The organism is Mastigocoleus testarum BC008 (assembly GCF_001456025.1).
Lineage (GTDB): Bacteria > Cyanobacteriota > Cyanobacteriia > Cyanobacteriales > Nostocaceae > Mastigocoleus > Mastigocoleus testarum.
On the sequence record NZ_LMTZ01000116.1, the window covers coordinates 44,684 to 63,779 of the forward strand.

Annotated in this window: 15 protein-coding genes; 7 read left to right on the plus strand and 8 right to left on the minus strand. The window is 37.5% G+C overall.

Annotated features, from left to right (window positions below):
- Positions 1 to 575 precede the first annotated feature (575 nt).
- The 3 genes from BC008_RS29225 to BC008_RS29235 all read right to left on the minus strand — a co-directional run bounded on the left by BC008_RS29225 (position 576) and on the right by BC008_RS29235 (position 5,486).
- On the minus strand, positions 576 to 2,495 hold the full coding sequence (locus tag BC008_RS29225) for an N-acetylmuramoyl-L-alanine amidase (RefSeq protein WP_027841054.1): 1,920 nt from the start codon (positions 2,493 to 2,495) through the stop codon (positions 576 to 578).
- 990 nt (positions 2,496 to 3,485) lie between these two features.
- Complete coding sequence (locus BC008_RS29230) at positions 3,486 to 4,946, minus strand: cation:proton antiporter (protein WP_027841055.1); 1,461 nt, start codon at positions 4,944 to 4,946, stop codon at positions 3,486 to 3,488.
- A gap of 126 nt (positions 4,947 to 5,072) precedes the next feature.
- On the minus strand, positions 5,073 to 5,486 hold the full coding sequence (locus BC008_RS29235; RefSeq protein ID WP_027841056.1) for an EVE domain-containing protein: 414 nt from the start codon (positions 5,484 to 5,486) through the stop codon (positions 5,073 to 5,075).
- 244 nt (positions 5,487 to 5,730) lie between these two features.
- Between BC008_RS29235 and BC008_RS29240 the strand changes: the two genes are divergently transcribed.
- Positions 5,731 to 6,513: an SIMPL domain-containing protein gene (locus BC008_RS29240; protein ID WP_027841057.1), complete on the plus strand. Its 783-nt coding sequence runs from the start codon at positions 5,731 to 5,733 to the stop codon at positions 6,511 to 6,513.
- Positions 6,514 to 6,815: 302 nt separating this feature from the next.
- Here the strand turns inward: BC008_RS29240 and BC008_RS29245 are convergent, their stop codons facing one another.
- Positions 6,816 to 7,178, minus strand: coding sequence for a single-stranded DNA-binding protein (locus tag BC008_RS29245; RefSeq protein WP_027844293.1), 363 nt, complete (start codon positions 7,176 to 7,178; stop codon positions 6,816 to 6,818).
- Between the two features lie 369 nt (positions 7,179 to 7,547).
- Between BC008_RS29245 and BC008_RS29250 the strand changes: the two genes are divergently transcribed.
- From BC008_RS29250 to ribD, 4 genes are all read left to right on the plus strand, one after another.
- A complete protein-coding gene (locus tag BC008_RS29250; protein ID WP_027844292.1) occupies positions 7,548 to 8,555 on the plus strand; it encodes a rod shape-determining protein in 1,008 nt (335 codons plus the stop codon).
- Positions 8,556 to 8,681: 126 nt separating this feature from the next.
- Positions 8,682 to 9,467, plus strand: coding sequence for a rod shape-determining protein MreC (gene mreC, locus BC008_RS29255; RefSeq protein ID WP_027844291.1), 786 nt, complete (start codon positions 8,682 to 8,684; stop codon positions 9,465 to 9,467).
- A gap of 88 nt (positions 9,468 to 9,555) precedes the next feature.
- Entirely contained in the window at positions 9,556 to 10,137 is a 582-nt protein-coding gene (gene mreD, locus BC008_RS29260; protein ID WP_058183743.1) for a rod shape-determining protein MreD, read from the plus strand.
- 532 nt (positions 10,138 to 10,669) lie between these two features.
- Positions 10,670 to 11,737: a bifunctional diaminohydroxyphosphoribosylaminopyrimidine deaminase/5-amino-6-(5-phosphoribosylamino)uracil reductase RibD gene (gene ribD, locus BC008_RS29265; protein ID WP_235595889.1), complete on the plus strand. Its 1,068-nt coding sequence runs from the start codon at positions 10,670 to 10,672 to the stop codon at positions 11,735 to 11,737.
- Positions 11,738 to 11,841: 104 nt separating this feature from the next.
- Here the strand turns inward: ribD and BC008_RS29270 are convergent, their stop codons facing one another.
- Positions 11,842 to 12,060 carry a hypothetical protein gene (locus tag BC008_RS29270; RefSeq protein ID WP_058183742.1) on the minus strand — a complete coding sequence of 73 codons (219 nt, stop codon included), beginning with the start codon at positions 12,058 to 12,060 and terminating at the stop codon, positions 11,842 to 11,844.
- Between the two features lie 337 nt (positions 12,061 to 12,397).
- On the opposite strand from BC008_RS29270, the gene BC008_RS29275 reads away from it, so the two are divergent.
- Together BC008_RS29275 and BC008_RS29280 are read left to right on the plus strand one after the other, a co-directional pair.
- On the plus strand, positions 12,398 to 13,564 hold the full coding sequence (locus tag BC008_RS29275; protein WP_027844288.1) for a pyridoxal phosphate-dependent aminotransferase: 1,167 nt from the start codon (positions 12,398 to 12,400) through the stop codon (positions 13,562 to 13,564).
- Between the two features lie 92 nt (positions 13,565 to 13,656).
- Positions 13,657 to 14,097: a secondary thiamine-phosphate synthase enzyme YjbQ gene (locus BC008_RS29280; protein WP_027844287.1), complete on the plus strand. Its 441-nt coding sequence runs from the start codon at positions 13,657 to 13,659 to the stop codon at positions 14,095 to 14,097.
- Positions 14,098 to 14,133: 36 nt separating this feature from the next.
- Here BC008_RS29280 and BC008_RS29285 read toward each other — a convergent pair whose 3' ends face one another.
- From BC008_RS29285 to BC008_RS29295, 3 genes are all read right to left on the minus strand, one after another.
- Positions 14,134 to 15,495, minus strand: coding sequence for a 4Fe-4S binding protein (locus BC008_RS29285; RefSeq protein WP_058184117.1), 1,362 nt, complete (start codon positions 15,493 to 15,495; stop codon positions 14,134 to 14,136).
- A gap of 952 nt (positions 15,496 to 16,447) precedes the next feature.
- Positions 16,448 to 17,911, minus strand: a complete 1,464-nt coding sequence (locus BC008_RS29290) for a glycoside hydrolase family 13 protein (RefSeq protein WP_027844286.1) — start codon at positions 17,909 to 17,911, stop codon at positions 16,448 to 16,450.
- A 225-nt stretch (positions 17,912 to 18,136) separates the two neighbouring features.
- Positions 18,137 to 18,907 carry a circadian clock KaiB family protein gene (locus BC008_RS29295; protein ID WP_027844285.1) on the minus strand — a complete coding sequence of 257 codons (771 nt, stop codon included), beginning with the start codon at positions 18,905 to 18,907 and terminating at the stop codon, positions 18,137 to 18,139.
- Positions 18,908 to 19,096 lie beyond the last annotated feature (189 nt).

Below are 19,096 nucleotides of genomic sequence, written 5' to 3' on the forward strand. Positions count from 1 at the left end.
TATAGGAATCATACTTGATTCTTGAAAAGATTTTTACCAACAGCCCTTATAAAATAGACTTTTGAATCTCAGTATGTTTTTAAAATTCAAATCGGATTCCTATTATTATAAATAATGCATTGGATATACAAATTTTTCCAACTCAATAATTTAAGAAATCATTGGTTTTTAAGTTAGGAAAAACAAAATTTTATTAGTACAAAAACACTAACTAATTGAGGTGACTTCATGAAAGCCGCCTTAAAGGTTTAACTACTTTGAAATTAAAACTGTATAACCTTAAAAATTTTTGACTCAACTCATCTTAGATGAAGGCTTTTCCTTGAAGAGAAAAGCTTTAGTTGTGAGCATCTAAATGTTTATATTTGTAAGATTTAAGTGTGTATAAACTTACTTAAATCTGCAATACCTTTCCTCGCAAAGTAAAAGAGGAAAGGATTTCGATATTTTTATTTTTAAGATGAAATATTCCTCCCTGTTAATTGATTAAAAATAAACACTTGTGTTGAATAAAAATCAAATGTACTCAATTTGTTATCTTCACTTTTGGAATGATGACAAAATTTAACCATCTATCAACGCTTTAGGTAATCGAGTATACCACGGGCAATTCCTTCTGCCATTTTATTTCGATACCATTGCTGTCGTAGTTTTGCAGCATCTTCCCGACCTGTTACATAACCCGTTTCTACTAAAATAGCAGGCATTGAGGATTTCCTAAGCACGTAAAATCTAGCTTTTCTAACCCTGCGATCGCGTACATTGACCGTTTTTAAAATACGTTTACGAACGCTTTGAGCTAAGCCATAGCCACTATTGTAATAATAAACTTCCAAGCCACTGATATCGGGACGGCTCCGACCTAAAGAATTAGCGTGAATACTAACAAAAACATTTGCGTTCGCTCGTTCTGCTAGCTGTACTCTTCCTTTCAAACTAACAAAGTAGTCAGATTTACGAGTAAGAATGGCTTGGACACCATTTTTCTCCAAGATTTCTGCAACTTTTTGACTAATTGGTAGAATTACATCTTTCTCTCGCAATCCACCAATTCCAATTGCACCCGGATCTTTACCACCATGTCCTGGATCGACAATCACTACAACCCGTCCTCTAGGATTTGGACGTCTCGCAGGTGTAGTTCTTCCTGAAGGTGGAGAAATTTGTCTTCCTGGGGATGATATCGGGTTTGGTCTAGGAAGTGGTGGTAAAGCAATTGGAGGTGTAATACGCCGTGCTTTTCCTAGCTCTAAACTTAATTTTTTACCTCTGGTATTCAGACGACCAACCTGTGTCCGCGAAGCAGGTAAGACATAAACTCCCACAGTATTCGCATTTTCTTGCTTTAAACTTACCCGCAAGACTGAACTGTTGGGTTTGAAGCCAATCCCTCTTACTGAAGAATCTAAACGCGCGTTGGGTATGGTGATAAGAAACATAGCTGTTTTCCTATCCCAACTAGTAGTGCTAGCAAATAAATTGCGATCGCCTTTAATCTCCAGCTTTTCGCCATCATCAACCAATTCTACAGATTTAATCGTCGCTAGAGAACTATTAGGTGGAAGTATAGGTCTGACAGGTCTAACAGGTCTTCTTGGTGATGGGTTTCGGGTAACAATAGGTTTGGGAGTTTTTGAAGGTATGCGAGGGCTAGGAAGATTTCCCACTCTACGAGTTGGAAGAATGATTATTCCCCCAAAACTGCTCACTGTTGCTCGCCAGTCGGGACTGTTCTTGTTCACCTTCAATCTCATTTTTACCCGTGAGGGATCTGATTCCGATTGGGAAAATTCAACACTACTAACGCCGTAACGATTAATTTGTTGTTCGCGTTCTTTTAAATTTGGCGATAGCTGTGCGCCGCGAATCTCAAGATCGATAGTTTTTTTGTCCCTACTACGGCTTATTCTCACACTTGGTCTACCACCACTAGTGCGAAGGAATAACCCATCTCCTGTAACTCGCAAACTTTGAATTTGAGTTTTACCTTGAGTTGTACCTTGGGCAATTTGCGAACGATTGATTACAGTTCCTTTTACCGAGGAACGGCTATTTTTTCGAGCAGCAACGTTAATGTCATTTGTTGCAGAAGAATTTATCTTTTCCAGTTGTGGGGTTGGTAACTGCACCATCCACTTTTTAGGAGTTTTTCCTGTGAACTTCACTTTAGAAGGATCTAATGTGTAGCCAGGAGTAAGTTCTACAACAATTCGAGTTGTTTCTTTGTTAAATTGACCAATACGGACAGTACGAACTGCACCACCCACAGGTTTTCTTAATTGTGGACGCCCAAACTTAACTCCCGGTAAATCGATGACTAACCGCGTGGGATTGAAAATCAATTGTGCTTTAGGTTGAACAGCACCATCAGTATTGATTTCTAACTGATTTAAATTGGCATCAAAACGCCAAGACTGCAGTTTTGCTGCATCCGCAGGCGACGATAGTAGGGAAACAGTTAAAAGAGTACCAGGTATCAACCAGTGTAATTTCACAGTGCTTTCTCCTGATTTGCATTTATGAGAGCGATTACAATTTAGTGGCTTAAGATTATTACCGCTCAGACCTAATTCTTGGATAAAAATTCTCTTAATCGTAGTAAAAGACTACGAAGAAGTATTTTCAGTGCCACATGCATTGTTTCGCGCCCGCACCTAGACGCAGCCATTGGCGTCAAATTTTAGCATGACTTGGGATATTCATGTATTTTTTGCGAGAAAATGCGGTTTAACAAGCATCAGATTACACCAAAATTTGACGGATAGAGGTGACTGCTGCAGTACATCCCAATCAAAAAGCTTTATTTTGCATCTTGTTTTTGTCGGATGTACGGTTATGGCTATCGATGCACCGTGTCAAAAATATCCGCTATCAATCAATATGACAACGATGTGCGGATGCAAATCCTGAATTATCCCAAACAAATATCACCACAATTGACTTTGTGAAGAGCTAAAGGACAAAAATAAATAATAATAGTTATCTTGCCAGCTATCTTGCCAATAATTTAAAAAAACTCCTAAAATTTATATTTCTAGGGGACGAAAATGAAGCCGTATAAGTTTCTGCATTTTTGTGCTGGATTGTTGCTGGCTCATTTCTGCGATCGTTTTTATCATTCAAGGGGCTCTATTACTTCAATGAAGTTATGCAATTTCAATTTATAGAAGAAATTAATAGGAGTTATATTAAATTACGTGTTTTATCCAACTTCAATAAGAAATATATTATACATGCTTTTTCTGTTTTCCCCCAAATTTTACAGCTAATTTTTCTTCATAGTCAGTTATTCCAAATTTTAAATTTGCCTCGAGAGTAATTAATGCGGACGATGCTATAAAAGTTTAGTATCACTAAGTACGACCAAATACACAACACACGCGCAAAAAATATTTAACAATAAATTATTTGGTGCTTTTATCCCCACTACAAGGTGGGGATAAGGAAACTAATTCAAGCAATGAATCGGTTAATCTTTGAGAAAATTAACCATTACCAGAACTGGAGGAGGAATCCGATATTACGGTATCGCTTGACGCTGGAACCATTGAATTGGATGTTTCCATAACCATAGATTCTCCTAAATTTCCAGGAGTGGAAGTTGCCAATTTGTCTTCCTGGGGAAATACAAACCGTAGTAAGGGGGGGGCAAGAAAAGTCGTTAGAATAACCATCAAAATGATAGCTGCTTCTAAAGGTTCTGAAAGTACGCCAGTAGCGGAACCAATACCCAAAAATACCAAACCGACTTCACCACGAGGAATCATCCCCACACCAATTGCCAAACGGTTGACTTTTGCTTCGCCAAAAACACTGAAGCCTGTAATTACTTTACCGAGAATCGCAACTACAATCAGGAAAACCGCCATAATAAAACCTTCACGGTTACTAGGAATGGCTGGATTCAAAACTCGTAAATCAGTTTGCGCCCCTACTGTGACAAAGAAAATTGGCACTAAAATATCAGCAATAGGAATGATTTGTTTTTGCAGTTCTTTGCGCTTGTCTGTTTCTTCCAAAACCAAGCCAGCAGCAAAAGCTCCCAAGATGGCTTCTAATTGTACAGCAGCGGCAAGGTATGCCATAACAAAAGCGAAGATAAACGCTGGGATAACTAATTCACCTCTGGTTTTAAGTCTTTCAACAACCGCCACAAAGGAATTATTGAAAACGTTACCCAAAGCGATCGCTCCCAAAAGAAAAGTACTGGCGCTAATAATCAAGAAGACAACATTAGCTACATCTACTTCCCCGGTTTTAGCAAGGCTAGCAACTACAGCTAGGACAATAATTCCCAGAACATCATCGATAACTGCAGCTCCCAAAATAATTTGTCCTTCTTTGGTATTGAGCTGCCCGATTTCTGAGAGTACCTTGGAAGTTATACCAATACTGGTTGCGGTCAGCGCAGCGCCAGCAAAAATTGCCGGTACTGCCGAAATTCCGAACAACATCATTAGCCCTGCAGTACCTGCAGCAAAGGGAACAGTTACCCCGATTATTGCAACTACAGAAGCCTGCATACCTACAGCTAATAGTTCTTTAAGATTGGACTCCAAACCAATTTCAAACAAGAGAATAATCACACCCAATTCTGATAAAACAGAAATAACCTCGGACTGGGCTTGAAATAAATTCTCCGCACTTTCTGGAGTAAGTTTGGTTGTTGTCTCAAGAAAAGAAATAATCAAAGAGCTAGAACTATCAGCCCCAGATTCAGGAAATACTAACAAATGCAGTACAGAAATACCGACTACTACACCACCAACAAGTTCTCCTAATACTGCAGGTAAGCCTGCACGATTAGATAATTCACCACCAATTTTGCTAGCGAAATACACTATGACTAAACTTAGTAGTACTCCTGCTACTACCAGCGAGCTTTCTGGTGCCTCTGTTTCTGTTGCTAGTAAGGAAGACGAGAAAGTGATTAAATTCAACACCATTACTTTTGCGAAAATCCCTTTCTTTAATTTACAAGTTTATTGAAGATAATTATCGGAAATCCCTTTCTTTAATTTACTAGTTAATTGGAAATAATTACGAACAAAATTTACAACTCTCACCAGAAATCAATTATTAGTCTTTGCTAACTTCAATATAAGATCCCAATAAGACTCTGATACGGGGAGCACGGAAAGCCTTGGTAATCTTAATAAATCAAAGTCTTTAAAAAGATTACTTTCCTTGATTTTTTTCAAGGTTAATGGTTGAGAAATCCTTTTTATTACCCTGATGTCCACTACTACTCGCTTGCTATCATTCAGCGCGGGGTCTGGATAAGGTTGACTTACAACCTCTGCTAATCCAATTATCTGTCTTTGTTTGCCTGTATGATATATAAAAACTAAGTCACCGGATGACATATTACGTAAATGCTTCAGGGCTAAAGCGTTTTTAACTCCATTCCAAACTGTAGTTCCCTCTTGTTCCAAATCAGTATATGAATATTCATCGGGTTCGGTTTTCATTAGCCAGTAAGCCATAAAAAATCTCCTAAAAATTAAATGTAAATCTGGTATTCTCTATTGATTGTTTCAGGCATAAATATTTATTATTGAATGCATAATTTTTTTGAAGCATATTTTTTGAAGAAGATTTTTAAACATCGTTTTTTTAAAATGACTGACAAAATATCAGTAATTAATTACGATTGTTAATGTATTTATTAATTAATTAAATATAAAAAATTGAGCATTTCATTTTTATTTCTGAGGAGTGTTAGTTTTTATGAGTAAATGTACTTCGACAAAGTATTCATTGAAAACTAAAAATTTTTTCCAAGGCTTCAGTTTGCAAAGATTCAGTTTTCAAGGTTTTAGTCTAATTTTGCTATGGGGAGCTATTCTAGCCCAACCTGTAGTGGGACAAACTCCACCGAAAAGGCTACGAACCCTTACTGTTAGAGGACAGGGTGTTGAAGAAATTGCAGCAACACTATCCCAAATAAATTTGGGAGTTGAGGTTCAAGGAAAAGTAGCCCAAGAAGTCCAACGAGAAGCTGCCCGTCGTTCCCAAGCTGTAGTAAAACTTTTACAATCTCAGCAAGTTGAAAAACTTACAACTAGTGGGATAAGTCTCAATCCAGTTTACAGTTTCAAGGACAATATCAGACGACTCACTGGATATAGTGCAACCAACACAGTAAGCTTTCAAATCGCTACAGAAAAAGCTGGGCAAATTTTGGATCTAGCAGTAAAGTCTGGAGCGACAAGAATTGATGGTATTAGATTTATAGCTCCAGAGGCAATGATTAGTGAGGCAAAGAAACAAGCGCTCAAAGAAGCAACACAAGATGCTCGAGAGCAAGCAAATGCTGTCCTAGCATCCTTAGGCTTAAGTTCCAAAGAAATAGTTGGTATTGAGGTTGATAATGCTAAGGCTCAAGTTCCGCCCATATTTCGAGGTGAGTCAGCATTTGCACAGGCGACATCTGCTGATGCTTCCAGAACTCCTATAATCGGCGGCGAACAGAAGGTTGAAGCAACTGTAACATTGCAAATTAGTTATTAAATTATTGGGGTTAGCGTTAGCGTTAGCGTTAGCGTTAGCGAAGCGTGACGTTAGTCATAGCGTGACGTTAGTCATAGCGTGACGTTAGTCATAGCGTGACGTTAGTCATAGCGTGACGTTAGTCATAGCGTGACGCGACAGCGTCATATGGCGATTTGGGACTGGGGATTTGGAATTAGCATTAGCAGACCACGTTGTGGCAATAGCGTCATATCGAGATTATTAATTTGAGACTACTAATCAGAAAACACAAAATCAATTCCTCACCTAATCCCCAGTCCCTAATACCCAATACCCAATACCTAAAAATGATCTGGGCTACCGTCCATCATTGCTGCTTCCGCATCACGTTTGGAACCAAGTAGATCGAGTTGATCGACTAGGATAATTGGTGAAGAACGATCTGCACCTGTGTTTCTATCTTTCCATGTATCAAATTTTAAAGAACCTTTAATTCCAATTAAAGTACCCTTTTTCACATAATTACCAGCTACTTCTGCTGTTTTACCCCAAAGTTCCAAATTAAACCAATCTGGTTCTTCAGCGTTACGAGAACGCCTTCTAACTGCTAGTGTAAGCCGACACTTTACACTACCTGATTCAAAATATTTCATGTCGGGTTCGCCACCTACACGACCCACCAGGGTTACAACATTAATACTCATAACTCACGACTTGCAGTACAAAAATACTATAAGATTGATAAAACTAAATTGTAGCGAATAAAGAAACAATTACGATTGTGTAAGAAATTAAACGGCGAAGTACCTCCAAAAGATGATAAAAATGATTCTGCGCATAGCACAAAATTATACGGATATACTGAAACAATCTAAGAAGATCGACAAATAACCCCAAGTAAAGTTAAGGCACCCCAAAGTTATATAAAAATATGGTCTGCTTTACTAGACTCGGGATAGAAAACGTAATAGAATCCAGCCAAATTCTCTCTTACGGTCGTAGTTAAAAAGTATCGAAAATAGGGGGCGAAAAATCGCGTGGGTCTTTTCAGTAAATTTTCCTTATCGCGGGATATGGGTATCGATTTGGGTACCGCGAACACCCTCGTTTACGTATCTGGTAAAGGTATCGTGCTTCAAGAGCCTTCTGTTGTTGCCATTGATCGAGATGAAAAAGTGGCATTGGCAGTAGGTGAAGATGCAAAAAAAATGCTCGGTCGGACGCCTGGAAATGTGGTTGCCCTCCGCCCCTTGCGCGATGGTGTAATCGCTGACTTCGATACAGCCGAGTTAATGTTAAAAAACTTTATCCAGCGCGTAAATGAAGGTAAGTCTTTAGTTTTACCTCGCATCGTCATTGGCATTCCCAGTGGTGTAACAGGGGTCGAAAGACGAGCTGTAATGGATGCTGCTTCTCAAGCAGGTGCAAGAGAGGTTTATTTAATTGATGAACCTGTTGCAGCTGCGATCGGTGCTGGACTTCCAGTAGCCGAACCGACTGGCAATATGATTATTGATATTGGTGGCGGTACAACAGAAGTTGCTGTATTGAGTTTGCAAGGTACCGTACTAAGCGAGTCTGTACGTATAGCCGGTGATGAATTGACCGAAGCTATTGTCCAGTATATGAAAAAAGTCCATAATTTGGTAATTGGGGAAAGAACTGCTGAAGATATTAAAATTCGAATTGGTTCTGCATATCCCACCCAAGATGATGAAGAAGCAATCATGGACGTCAGGGGTTTGCATTTGTTATCTGGCTTACCACGGACTGTTACAATTAAGGGGCCGGAAATGCGCGAAAGTATGTCTGAGCCACTTTCAGTAATTATTGAAGCTGTGAAGCGGACTTTAGAGCGTACTCCTCCGGAGTTAGCTGCAGATATTATCGACCGGGGTATCATGCTTGCTGGTGGTGGTGCTTTGCTTAAGGGCTTAGATACTCTAATCAGCCATGAAACAGGAATTGTTACACATGTTGCAGCAGATCCTCTGAGTTGTGTAGTTTTAGGAACAGGTCGGGTTTTAGAAAACTTTAAACAGCTAGAACGGGTTTTCAGTGCTCGGTCCCGGAGCATGTAGTTTTAAATATGGTTTCAAGATATTGGGTCCCATGAAGGGATCCGATATCATAGACTTATTGCTACAAACTATCTAGCTTGAATTAACTGGCCGAAATTAATTAGATTTTATATAAAAAAGGTATATATGTTTACGTTACGTCGGTGGTGGGGACGCAGGGGTTTACAAGTAGGAATAATAACCTTGATTTTAGCAATTACCTGGATGGTAAGAGAAACTCAAGGTAGTTTTTTGTTGGAACTATATCAACTAATTAATCGCCCTTTGGAGATATTACAAAAACCAACATCCTTAGAAAAGAGTCAAAAAAATGACCGCAGAATTGAGGAATTGCAAAATCGAATAATTACACTTCAAACTCAAAATCAAAAGTTAAAAAGTTTATTGAAGTATGTAGAGAAAAGTTCTTTAACATCAAAACCAATTTTAGCTCGTGTGGTAGGACGTAGTGCGGATAATTGGTGGCAGCAAGTAATCTTGAATCGCGGTAGTGCTGATGGAATTCAAAAAGATTATATAGTTAAGGCGGAAGGTGGACTTGTCGGTATTATAGACAATGTTACTCCCAACACTAGTCGAGTATTACTAATCAGCGATTCCAGTTCTCGGGTGGGCGTTACTATTGATCGTACTGCTGCTAAAGGTGTTTTAAGAGGAAACTCTTCTACAGGAGAGGCTGAACTTGAATTTTATGAAAAAGTCCCTAACGTCAAAATTGGTGACTTTATCACAACATCGACTTATTCCCAGAAATTTCCTCCAGGTCTAGGTGTGGGAAAAATTAAGTCTCTAGATTTGAAAAGATTACCAGCATCAGTTGCTATTGTGGAATTATCTCCACCGATAAGTTCTCTTGATTGGGTGATGGTGTACTCCAAAGCAACTAAAAATAAATCAGACAAACCTCAATAAATATTGTTTGTGTACGCCTTAATCCAAAACAATGAACTTCAAAAATGTACTACGGCGACGGATAAGGCGAAAGCCACGAAAATCCTCAATGCCAAAATCGAAACGACGTAGATTTGAGCGTCAAAGAAAATCCCTATCTAGTTGGGACCCCCGTTTGCGTCAACTATTAGATTGGTCAGTCATTATTGGGTCGGTATTAATATGTTTAATGTTGTTACCCAGTCGCCTTCCAGGAATGCAATTATTGGGGATTGCACCTAATTGGTTATTAATTTGGGTGGTAGCTTGGAGTGTAAAGCGACCTGCATTACAAGGTGCATTTGCTGGAATTATATTGGGTTTACTTCAAGATGGGATGACATCACCTGAGCCAACCCATGCTTTAAGTTTAGGAATTGTAGGTTTACTTACCGGTTTATTTCAGAAACAAAGATTTATTCAAGAAGATTTTATTTCTATTGCTTTAATTGTATTTGGGATGTCAGTTCTAAGTGAAACTATTTTTGCGTCACAAATGATTTGGATGAGCAATCGTCACTTAGAAAGTATTTGGACTTACTATCAGAAGGTTGTTTTAGCTTCTGCAATTCTTAGTAGTTTGTGGGCTCCTGTTGTATATTTCCCACTTAATAATTGGTGGCAAAAAGTTAAATTAGCTGAGCAGCCTTAAAAATAATGAATGCATACTTGCTAGTAAGTATTCAATATTACAAATACAGATTTAAGTGGTGAGGTGCTACAAAGTGCTTTACTTTCTCTATTAATCAACCCTCACTCTTAGTTTTTTTTGATCGTCTTACTGCGCGCCCAACTATTTTTACGTCGTTAAATTTCTACGGATAAGCATTTAGCTGGTACAGCATAACGTAGGTATTGTATAACCATAGTTTGTATTTTGACTGCACGTAGCCCTGCCCTATCTTGCACGTAGCCCCATACTGGCTATTTGAGCATTGAGCAAAAGATTCATTTTTCCAATAATTAACAAATGATATCCAACGCGCAATCAATGGGATTCGATAATTGATCGCTAATATTTCTGTGCAAGTTCAAATTGCTATACATTCAAAGTGTTTACTAATTGAAAGACGGATCGTAACCCGATGGTTGAACAACCAAATATACCGATAGGTAAAGATAATGACGAAAAGCAGCAATTGATTAATAAATCTTTGAATGATTTTGACAATTTTGACCGAAAAATGATGCAACGATGCTTAGAACTTGCTCGTCATGCTTTGGGATGCACTTCACCAAATCCAATGGTAGGGGCAGTAATAGTTAAAAATGGAGAAATTATTGGCGAAGGATTTCATCCAAAAGCTGGAGAACCTCATGCTGAAGTTTTTGCTCTTAGAGATGCTGGCGAAAATGCCCGGGGGGCAACTGTTTACGTTAATCTTGAACCTTGCAATCATTATGGACGCACGCCACCTTGTTCTGAAGCGTTGATAGCTGCTGGGGTGTCAAAAGTTGTGGTAGGAATGGTCGATCCCAACCCCTTAGTTGCTGCAGGTGGAATTGCTCGTCTGCGTTCAGCAGGAATAGAAGTTGTCGTAGGGGTAGAAGAAGAAGCTTGTCAAAAACTAAATGAGGGTTTTATCCATCGCATTCGCTACAAAAAACCATTAGGAATTTTGAAATATGCCATGACTTTGGACGGGAAAATTGCCACATCTAAAGGTCATAGTAATTGGATTACTAATACTGCAGCAAGAAAGCGAGTACATAAATTACGGGTAGGCTGTGATGCAGTAATAGTTGGTGGTAATACAGTTAGACAAGATAATCCCTATTTAACCAGCCATCAAGCTCAAGTGCATAACCCTTTACGAGTGGTAATGAGTCGCAATCTTAATTTACCTTCCAGTGCAAATTTGTGGGATATTCGCGAAGCTCCTACTCTGGTATTGACGGAAGTAGGAGCTAATTCCGAGTTCAAAGAATTCTTACAAAATAAAGGGGTGGAGGTTGTGGAACTAACACCACTTACACCCAGTGTAGCAATGGCGTTTTTATACGAACGTGGTTTTTGCAGCGTACTATGGGAATGTGGAGGAATCTTGGCTGCTAATGCCATCACTCAAGGTGCTGTACAAAAAGTTCTAGCATTTATTGCACCAAAAATTATTGGTGGCTCTGATGCTCCTACTCCGGTAGGTGAATTGGGATTTGCTGCGATGACGGAAGCATTACAATTAGAACGTGTCACAGTCAAATTAGTAGATTCTGACTTATTAATTGAAGGTTATTTGCCTCAATTAACTTAGCTGTTATTTCAATCGATATCAACTGCTCTTGTTTGGATACTATTCTTCGACTGCTATTGTATTGTCACTTAAGTTTTATTGTTACTTAAGTTTAAGAACATACTTTAACAATACTGACGTTCGCGGGCTATATCGCGAATTAAAGGTAAGCGAGATTGGATATAGTCGCTCAAATAATCTGTTTCACGGCAATCTAAGAATGCTCGATCTGTAGTTTGTTTAAGCAGCCATTGTACCAAGCTAGCGTCATCTAATTGTAAAAGCGTCTTGGTCTGACTTGTTTCAATTACAGACCATAACAGACGCATCATTTTGGGGTTCATTATTCCTCCATTTCACTATTAGTTTCAAATCCATTCCAGGATACACAACTCTGACATAAAATTCAGGACTAAATATATAACATGCAGCAACTATTATGGAAAACTTAATATATTGATTTATTAGTTTATGAAGATTCAGAATTTAGTGTATTCTGCTTATCAAAATCATCCAGTTTCAAGTTTCCAATATCTATAATTATTGGCTTGTGGATAGAACTTATAAGTTGGTACTTGTGGGTTTTCATCTCAAAATATTAAGGAAAGAATTACACCTACAATTACCAATTTAATAGACAATTAAATCAAATGGCTGTTTTGATAAAAAATCTTAAATCATATGAAATCCTTGATTTCTCGGATGCAGATAGTACAATCTCCGATTATTCCGGTCGTTGGCGAACTTATTAAAAGTTCACCAGGAACTATTTCTCTAGGACAAGGAGTCGTAGGTTATTCACCACCTGTAGAAGCAATTGAGCTATTACCAAAATTCCTTGCTAATCCCAATAATAATTTTTATCAAGCAGTCGAAGGAATTCCATCATTAATAGATATATTGTCTGCAAAATTACAGGCTTTTAATAATATAAAAATTAGTGAAGAAAACTGCATTATTGTAACTGCAGGAAGCAATATGGCATTCATGAATGCTGTTTTAGCTATTACTTCTCCTGGAGATGAAATTATTCTTAATACACCTTATTATTTCAACCATGAAATGGCTATAAGAATGGCAGGTTGTCATCCGGTGTTAGTTCCAACAGATGAAAATTATCAGTTATTACCAAATGCGATCGCGTCTTCTATTAGCCCGAAAACAAAAGCAATAGTAACGATTTCCCCTAACAACCCAACAGGAGTAGTTTATTCAAAAAGCGATCTGCAAGCAGTGAATCAAATGTGCGGCTCCCATGATATTTATCACATCAGCGATGAAGCTTATGAATATTTTACTTACAACGGTGTAGAACATTATTCGCCTGGGAGTTTTTCAGGAAGTAGAGAATATACTATTTCTCTTTACAGTCTTTCTAAAGCATATGGTTTTGCTAGCTGGCGCATCGGTTACATGGTGGTACCCAAGCATTTACTTGGAGAAATCAAAAAAGTTCAAGATACTATTTTGATATGTCCGCCAGTAGTTTCTCAGTATGCAGCTTTAGGAGCGTTACAGGCAAAGAAAGAATATCTGCAAAAAAATATTGGTGCGATCGCTCAGGTTAGAGAATTAGTTCTGGATTCGCTGCAAAATTTAGAAGATTTATGTACTATCGCTCCAGCTAATGGTGCTTTTTACTTTTTCTTGAAAGTTAATACTTCTATAAATTCTTTTGAATTAGTGAAAAAATTAATTCGTGAATATCAAGTTGCAGTCATTCCCGGTACAACTTTTGGAATGGATGATGGATGTTATCTACGCGTCGCTTATGGTGCGTTACAAGAGGATACAGCTAGGTCGGGGATTGAAAGATTAGTCAAGGGATTGCAAACTATTTTAACTTAAATGAACACACTTATGCTTTGTTATATGATGAATGGATTTCTCAAAAAATTGAAACTGTTAACTGGTAACTGATAACTGATAACTGTAAAAAAATGCCAATTTTTAACAAAATACTCGAAGTTCAAACCAACGAAGGAATTAACATTCATAGTATTACCCCTGAAGTTGAAGCTGTAATTTCATCAACTCCGATTCAGAATGGTCAAGTTTTAGTATTTTCTCGTCACACGACTACAGCTTTAGCCATCAATGAAAATGAGGAAAGATTACTGCAAGATATTAAAGTATATTTGCGAAAATTAGCACCAGAATCAGACAAATATTTACATAATGACCTTCACCTCAGAGAAAATATTCCAGCAGACGAACCAATGAACGCCCATTCTCATTTGATGGCAATGACTCTAAGTACTAGTGAGGTTATTCCTATTATCGACGGAAAGTTAGCTTTGGGAACTTATCAATCAATTTTATTTTTTGAGTTAGATGGACCGCGTAAAAGAACTGTTTTTTGTCAAGTTTTTGGAGAATAGTCAATTAAATACTCTGTTTAAATGTTAAAATCCCTATTATTTTTTGATTCTATTGAAGGAGCGTACTTTTAAGTACCAAGAATTATGTAGTCTGAGTTTACGAATTTTTTTCGGAAAACGAACAGCAAGACTTTCTCTAAGATAAATTTGTGGACTACGTCCCCAAGTACGATAGAGCCACATTGTACTAACAAAGATAATCAAGGCGTTAAAAAGATATTGTAGCGAGATCGGTAATAATCTTACAGTTGGACGACCACCAAATACAAAAAAGAGATTAAAAACTAAAAAAGTACAAAGGGTAAACATCCTATGCTCGATTAGTTCTTTGGGTATGGCTATTTTTTTTCGCGCAAGATAATTTTTGTAGTATTTTTCTAATTTCAGTCCTATTACATAACTAGCTAAACCAAAGAAACCTAAAGTTAAAGGTACAGCTAAAATTTTGGGAATAGGTATGGGAGTATCAAAAATGTAAAACCCAGGTTTAAATAAAGTGTTGAGAAGATTTTCTTCATGGGTCCAAGCGCCAAAGTAATAGTAATCCCAGTTACCTGCATAGAGATAGTAGTAAAAATAAAAACTGAAAACTAATCCTATATAGCTGTAATAAAGCAACTTTCGGTTTGGTTTACTGATGTCAGTCCAATATGATCTTTCTGCATCAATATCAATGCAGGGAGTTTGACAAGCAACACAGTCACTTTTTTCTTCTCCTTGGGAATCGACGGTACGACACATCGATTGAGTAATGGTTTTATTTGGGGTTTGATGAGCAGCACTGGTTAATAATCCCCTCGGTTCGCTGTAGATTTTTTGTACCGGTGACATTGGACAAAAGTAGTTACACCAAGATTTACCATCATATAAATAACCCACTGCAATCGCACAAATAATGGTAAGTACAAGAAAGCTTCCTAGTACCCAACCAGTAGTATTGACGAAAAGTAATCGAGTACAAAGCCCGAGATAAAAACAACTGAATTGTAGATACAAATAATTGCGGGCTAACCAAGAATTTTTTTTAACTTTGCTCGACTTATAGGAAATTTTCCCTGTTAATGGATTAACTCGTTTGTATCGTCGCTGAATTCCCAAAGTACGAGGGATTTGGGATACAAAAGATAACGGACAAATTCGTCGCCAAAATTCGTGTCCCCAAACTAACAAAATAAAAATACTGCAAGGAACAATTGCAGCCCAGAATATTCTTGCACCAACAGGATAAGGTTGTTCTTGCAGGCAAACTTCTTGCACCTTGATGCAGACATTTGGATCTAATTTAAAAGGACTTAAAGTATTACTGGGTTCAGTTAAAGGTGGTGTGATTGGATCAAAAAATAAAGATGCAATCAAAATTAGCCAACCAAGTATCAAAATCCATCTTATTCGATGCATTTGCCTTTCTGATATCTTGCTAAACATGTTTATTCTTGAATTGAGTGGGGATGAAAACTTATAATTGAGCAGCACAAATCATCGCTCAGCAATAATTACAAGCTAAGCTAAGGTCAATTGAGAATATTACACAAATAGCTATTAGTAACCGTTAATTAAACCTAAGTAACCAATTCATTTCTTAAAACTCTATAAATACCTTGAATCAAAGCTTACAGCTAATCTTGATTATTGATTAACTAGTGAGACTGAAATTTGTAACTCATAATTCAACTACTACACAGAAGGCATTACCAAAAATGTTAAGCTACTTCAAATCCTCTTAAAATGATTTATTAATGCCTACATAATTCCTCAATTTTTGTATTATTTTTCGCTTGGTTATCAATATCAAGAATGAATCTGAAAAAGTAATCAGAAGTAAATCAGTACTACCTAAGGACTGGATAAAAAAGCTGAGACTGGCATTAGTCGAATAGATACTTGGTATCTGTAAATACAACTGGCTATTACAAGTATCATTATATATCTTTGAGGATATTTGTAAAAAAAAAGATAAACAAAACAGGACTTACGCACTGGTTACCTTGGGGTGAAAAGTCCTGAAGCGATTGATTTACAGTGCTTTAAGATTGCTACTTCAGAACCAAAAATGAAATACCTAGAGCCTGTGCTAACTGCTAAGTGCTAACCTTAGTCCCAATGACTTTAATTACGTTGTCTGTTCGTAAGTACTGGTTTAATTAACTTATTCTTAAAATAAGAAACATTTATTCTGTGTTGAGCTAATTTATTTGCCCAACCATCAGTAATAAATACAAGTTAGTAACTTTTGGCTGATTTTAGAAAATTTACTAGGTAAGGTTGAACCAAAATTAACATCTAATTAGTTAAGAACGAAATAGATATTAACTGAAAGCAAATAACCAATCTGCGATTGGGTATGAGTAAGTTATTCTTTTGCTAAAATGCAACCACTACGAGAAGGAATTGTTAAATTGAGCAGTTTGCATTCGCTGTCAATATTCCATTTAGTTTCGTTTTTGCTATACACAAGTTTTTGAGGCTGGAATTTTAGTTCGCTAACATCAATTTTTACAGTTGCTTTCTTCATACCAATATTAATTGCAACTATTACTTCTTCAGTTTCTAAAATCCGTGCAAATACATAAATATCTCCTTCTGTAAACAAAACTTGATATTTACCAGTATGCAAACAAGTATAGCGATTGCGTAGGGCTATTAGTTCGCGGTGGATTTTGAGAATATCCTGATTCCAGTTTTCATTGGAAGGAAATCCACGACGAGAGTCTGGATCGATACCACCAGGTAAACCTACTTCATCACCATAGTAAATGCTGGGAGCTCCGGGAAAGGTAACTAATAATAAAGTTGCTAATTCAACACTTGCAACATCTCCACCTGTAATCGTTAGCAGTCTAGCAGTATCGTGGGAAGCAAGTAGATTCAATTGGGTGAGTTGAATTTCCCAAGGATAGAGTTTGAGTAATTCTTGGATTTTATTCGCATATTCTGTTGCTGATAAAGCCGGGTAAACTTCATAGTCCCGTCCTTGGACATATTCCCGCATCACGCGATCGCCTGCAGTAAAAGCAATGGTTGGTCCAGTAAATAAGTAATTCATTACCCCATCAAATTGGTTTCCATCTAACCATTGACGGGAATCTCCCCATACTTCACCAACAATATAAGCTTCGGAGTTGATAGCTTTGACCCGTTTCCTGAATTCTTCCCAAAATCCGGGAGTTTTAATTTCAAATGGTACATCTAAGCGCCAACCGTCAATACCTACTTTTAGCCAATATTCGGCAATTTTCATGATATATTCCTGAACTTCAGGATTATCGTGATTAAATACTGGTAAAGCGCGATTTCCTACCCAACCAACATAATTCGGTGGTGAATCTCCAGTGTAAGCTGCAAGGGGCCATCCTTCAATTCGGAACCAATCCAACCAAGGGGAATGGGGACCATTTTCTAAGATGTCGTTAAAAAAGAAAAATCCACGACTCGCGTGGTTAAATACTCCGTCGAGAACTACTTTAATATTACGTTGACGTGCTGCATGTAGAAGTTCTCGGAAAGCTGTATTACCACCCAAGATGGGGTCTACTTGATAATAATCATGGGTATGATAGCGATGATTGCAAGCTGATTGAAAAATCGGGGTAAAGTAAATCGCATTTATTCCCAAGTCTTGAATGTAATCTAATTGTTCGATTACACCCCATAAATCCCCACCTTTGTAACCTTGGAGTGTTGGTGGAGCTTCCCAAGGTTCCCATGAAGGATTGTGAAGTAATTTTCCATCTGTTTGCTGACTTTTGGCAAAGCGATCGGGGAATATTTGGTAGAAAACTGCGTGTTTAACCCAATCTGGTGTTTGAATCTGCATAGATTAAATTTATAAGACTATCCAAGTTTATAGAACTACAGAAAGTCACTAACTTGCAACACGCTATCAGAAAAACAGCCAATGCAAATAGAGAGTTAACGAGAAACCCAATTAAAATTCAAAAAAAATATATTGCTACTCAGTAATATGTATCACGGGAAACAATTATTCAGATGATTAGTGCTAAATATTTTAGGGTACTAAATATTTTGAACAAAACCACAATCAACTGGGTTTTTGATTCCTCACTCCCAAATTTTGTAAGATTTTGCCAATATTATTCAAGTCTCCCACAATTCTTCTAATGGGATGAGGCCAAACTTTAACTAGAGTCGGAGTCGCTGTAACTTGGTTCGCTTCTGCTTGTTCGGGATGACTTAAAACATCAATCACCTTGAGAGTATAAGGATGACCCAAATATTTTTCTAAAATTTCGTGTAAAGTCTGTAAAATATGCTCTGTTGCAGGGTTATGTCCAGCAATGAATAGACGAAAGACATGAGCCTGGGTTTCTGTTTCTGAATTTTCTGGAGAAATAGTTGTTGGTCTATTATTTAAAGTTACAGGTTCAGAAAGATCCAAACGTAAGACCAGATCATTTTCTTCCCACAACAACGGAAATGAAGAACGATAAGTAGTCAACATCATGCGATCGCACAAATCTTCATGCCAGGTAGCGCTCTGCCACACTAATTCCTTTGTACCAAAAATACAATTTAATAAAGCCTGATAGCGAATTACAAGAGGACTTGCTTCAGCAAAGGTTTTTATCTGTTGGGTGTTTGGATCTAGCCAATGGTCAATTGTGGCAGTATAACAAGGAACTAAAAAGTGAGGTGGTTCTGACAAACCTAAGGTTTCTTGTAAAGTTGCACATAAATGTAAATGCCATCGACCTTGTTTATGGGGGTCAATACAATATACTAAATCTCCACCCGGAGTGAATAGCGCAATCCCTTTAAATAATTTCGGTAGAGATAATTTATCGGAGTCCAAAAGTATAAGCCAATGTCACAATTTGTGCTAACTAAGGACTTATTGCCCTTTTTTGCAAGTAGAGAGGATTTGAAAAAACAAAAACCTCACTACCTTTATTATTCCATTTGAGAAGCTGCAAATCTTCAAAAATTTAAAACAACTATATAAATAAGGAGTCAGAAGTCAGGAGTCAGAATTGTGCGCTAC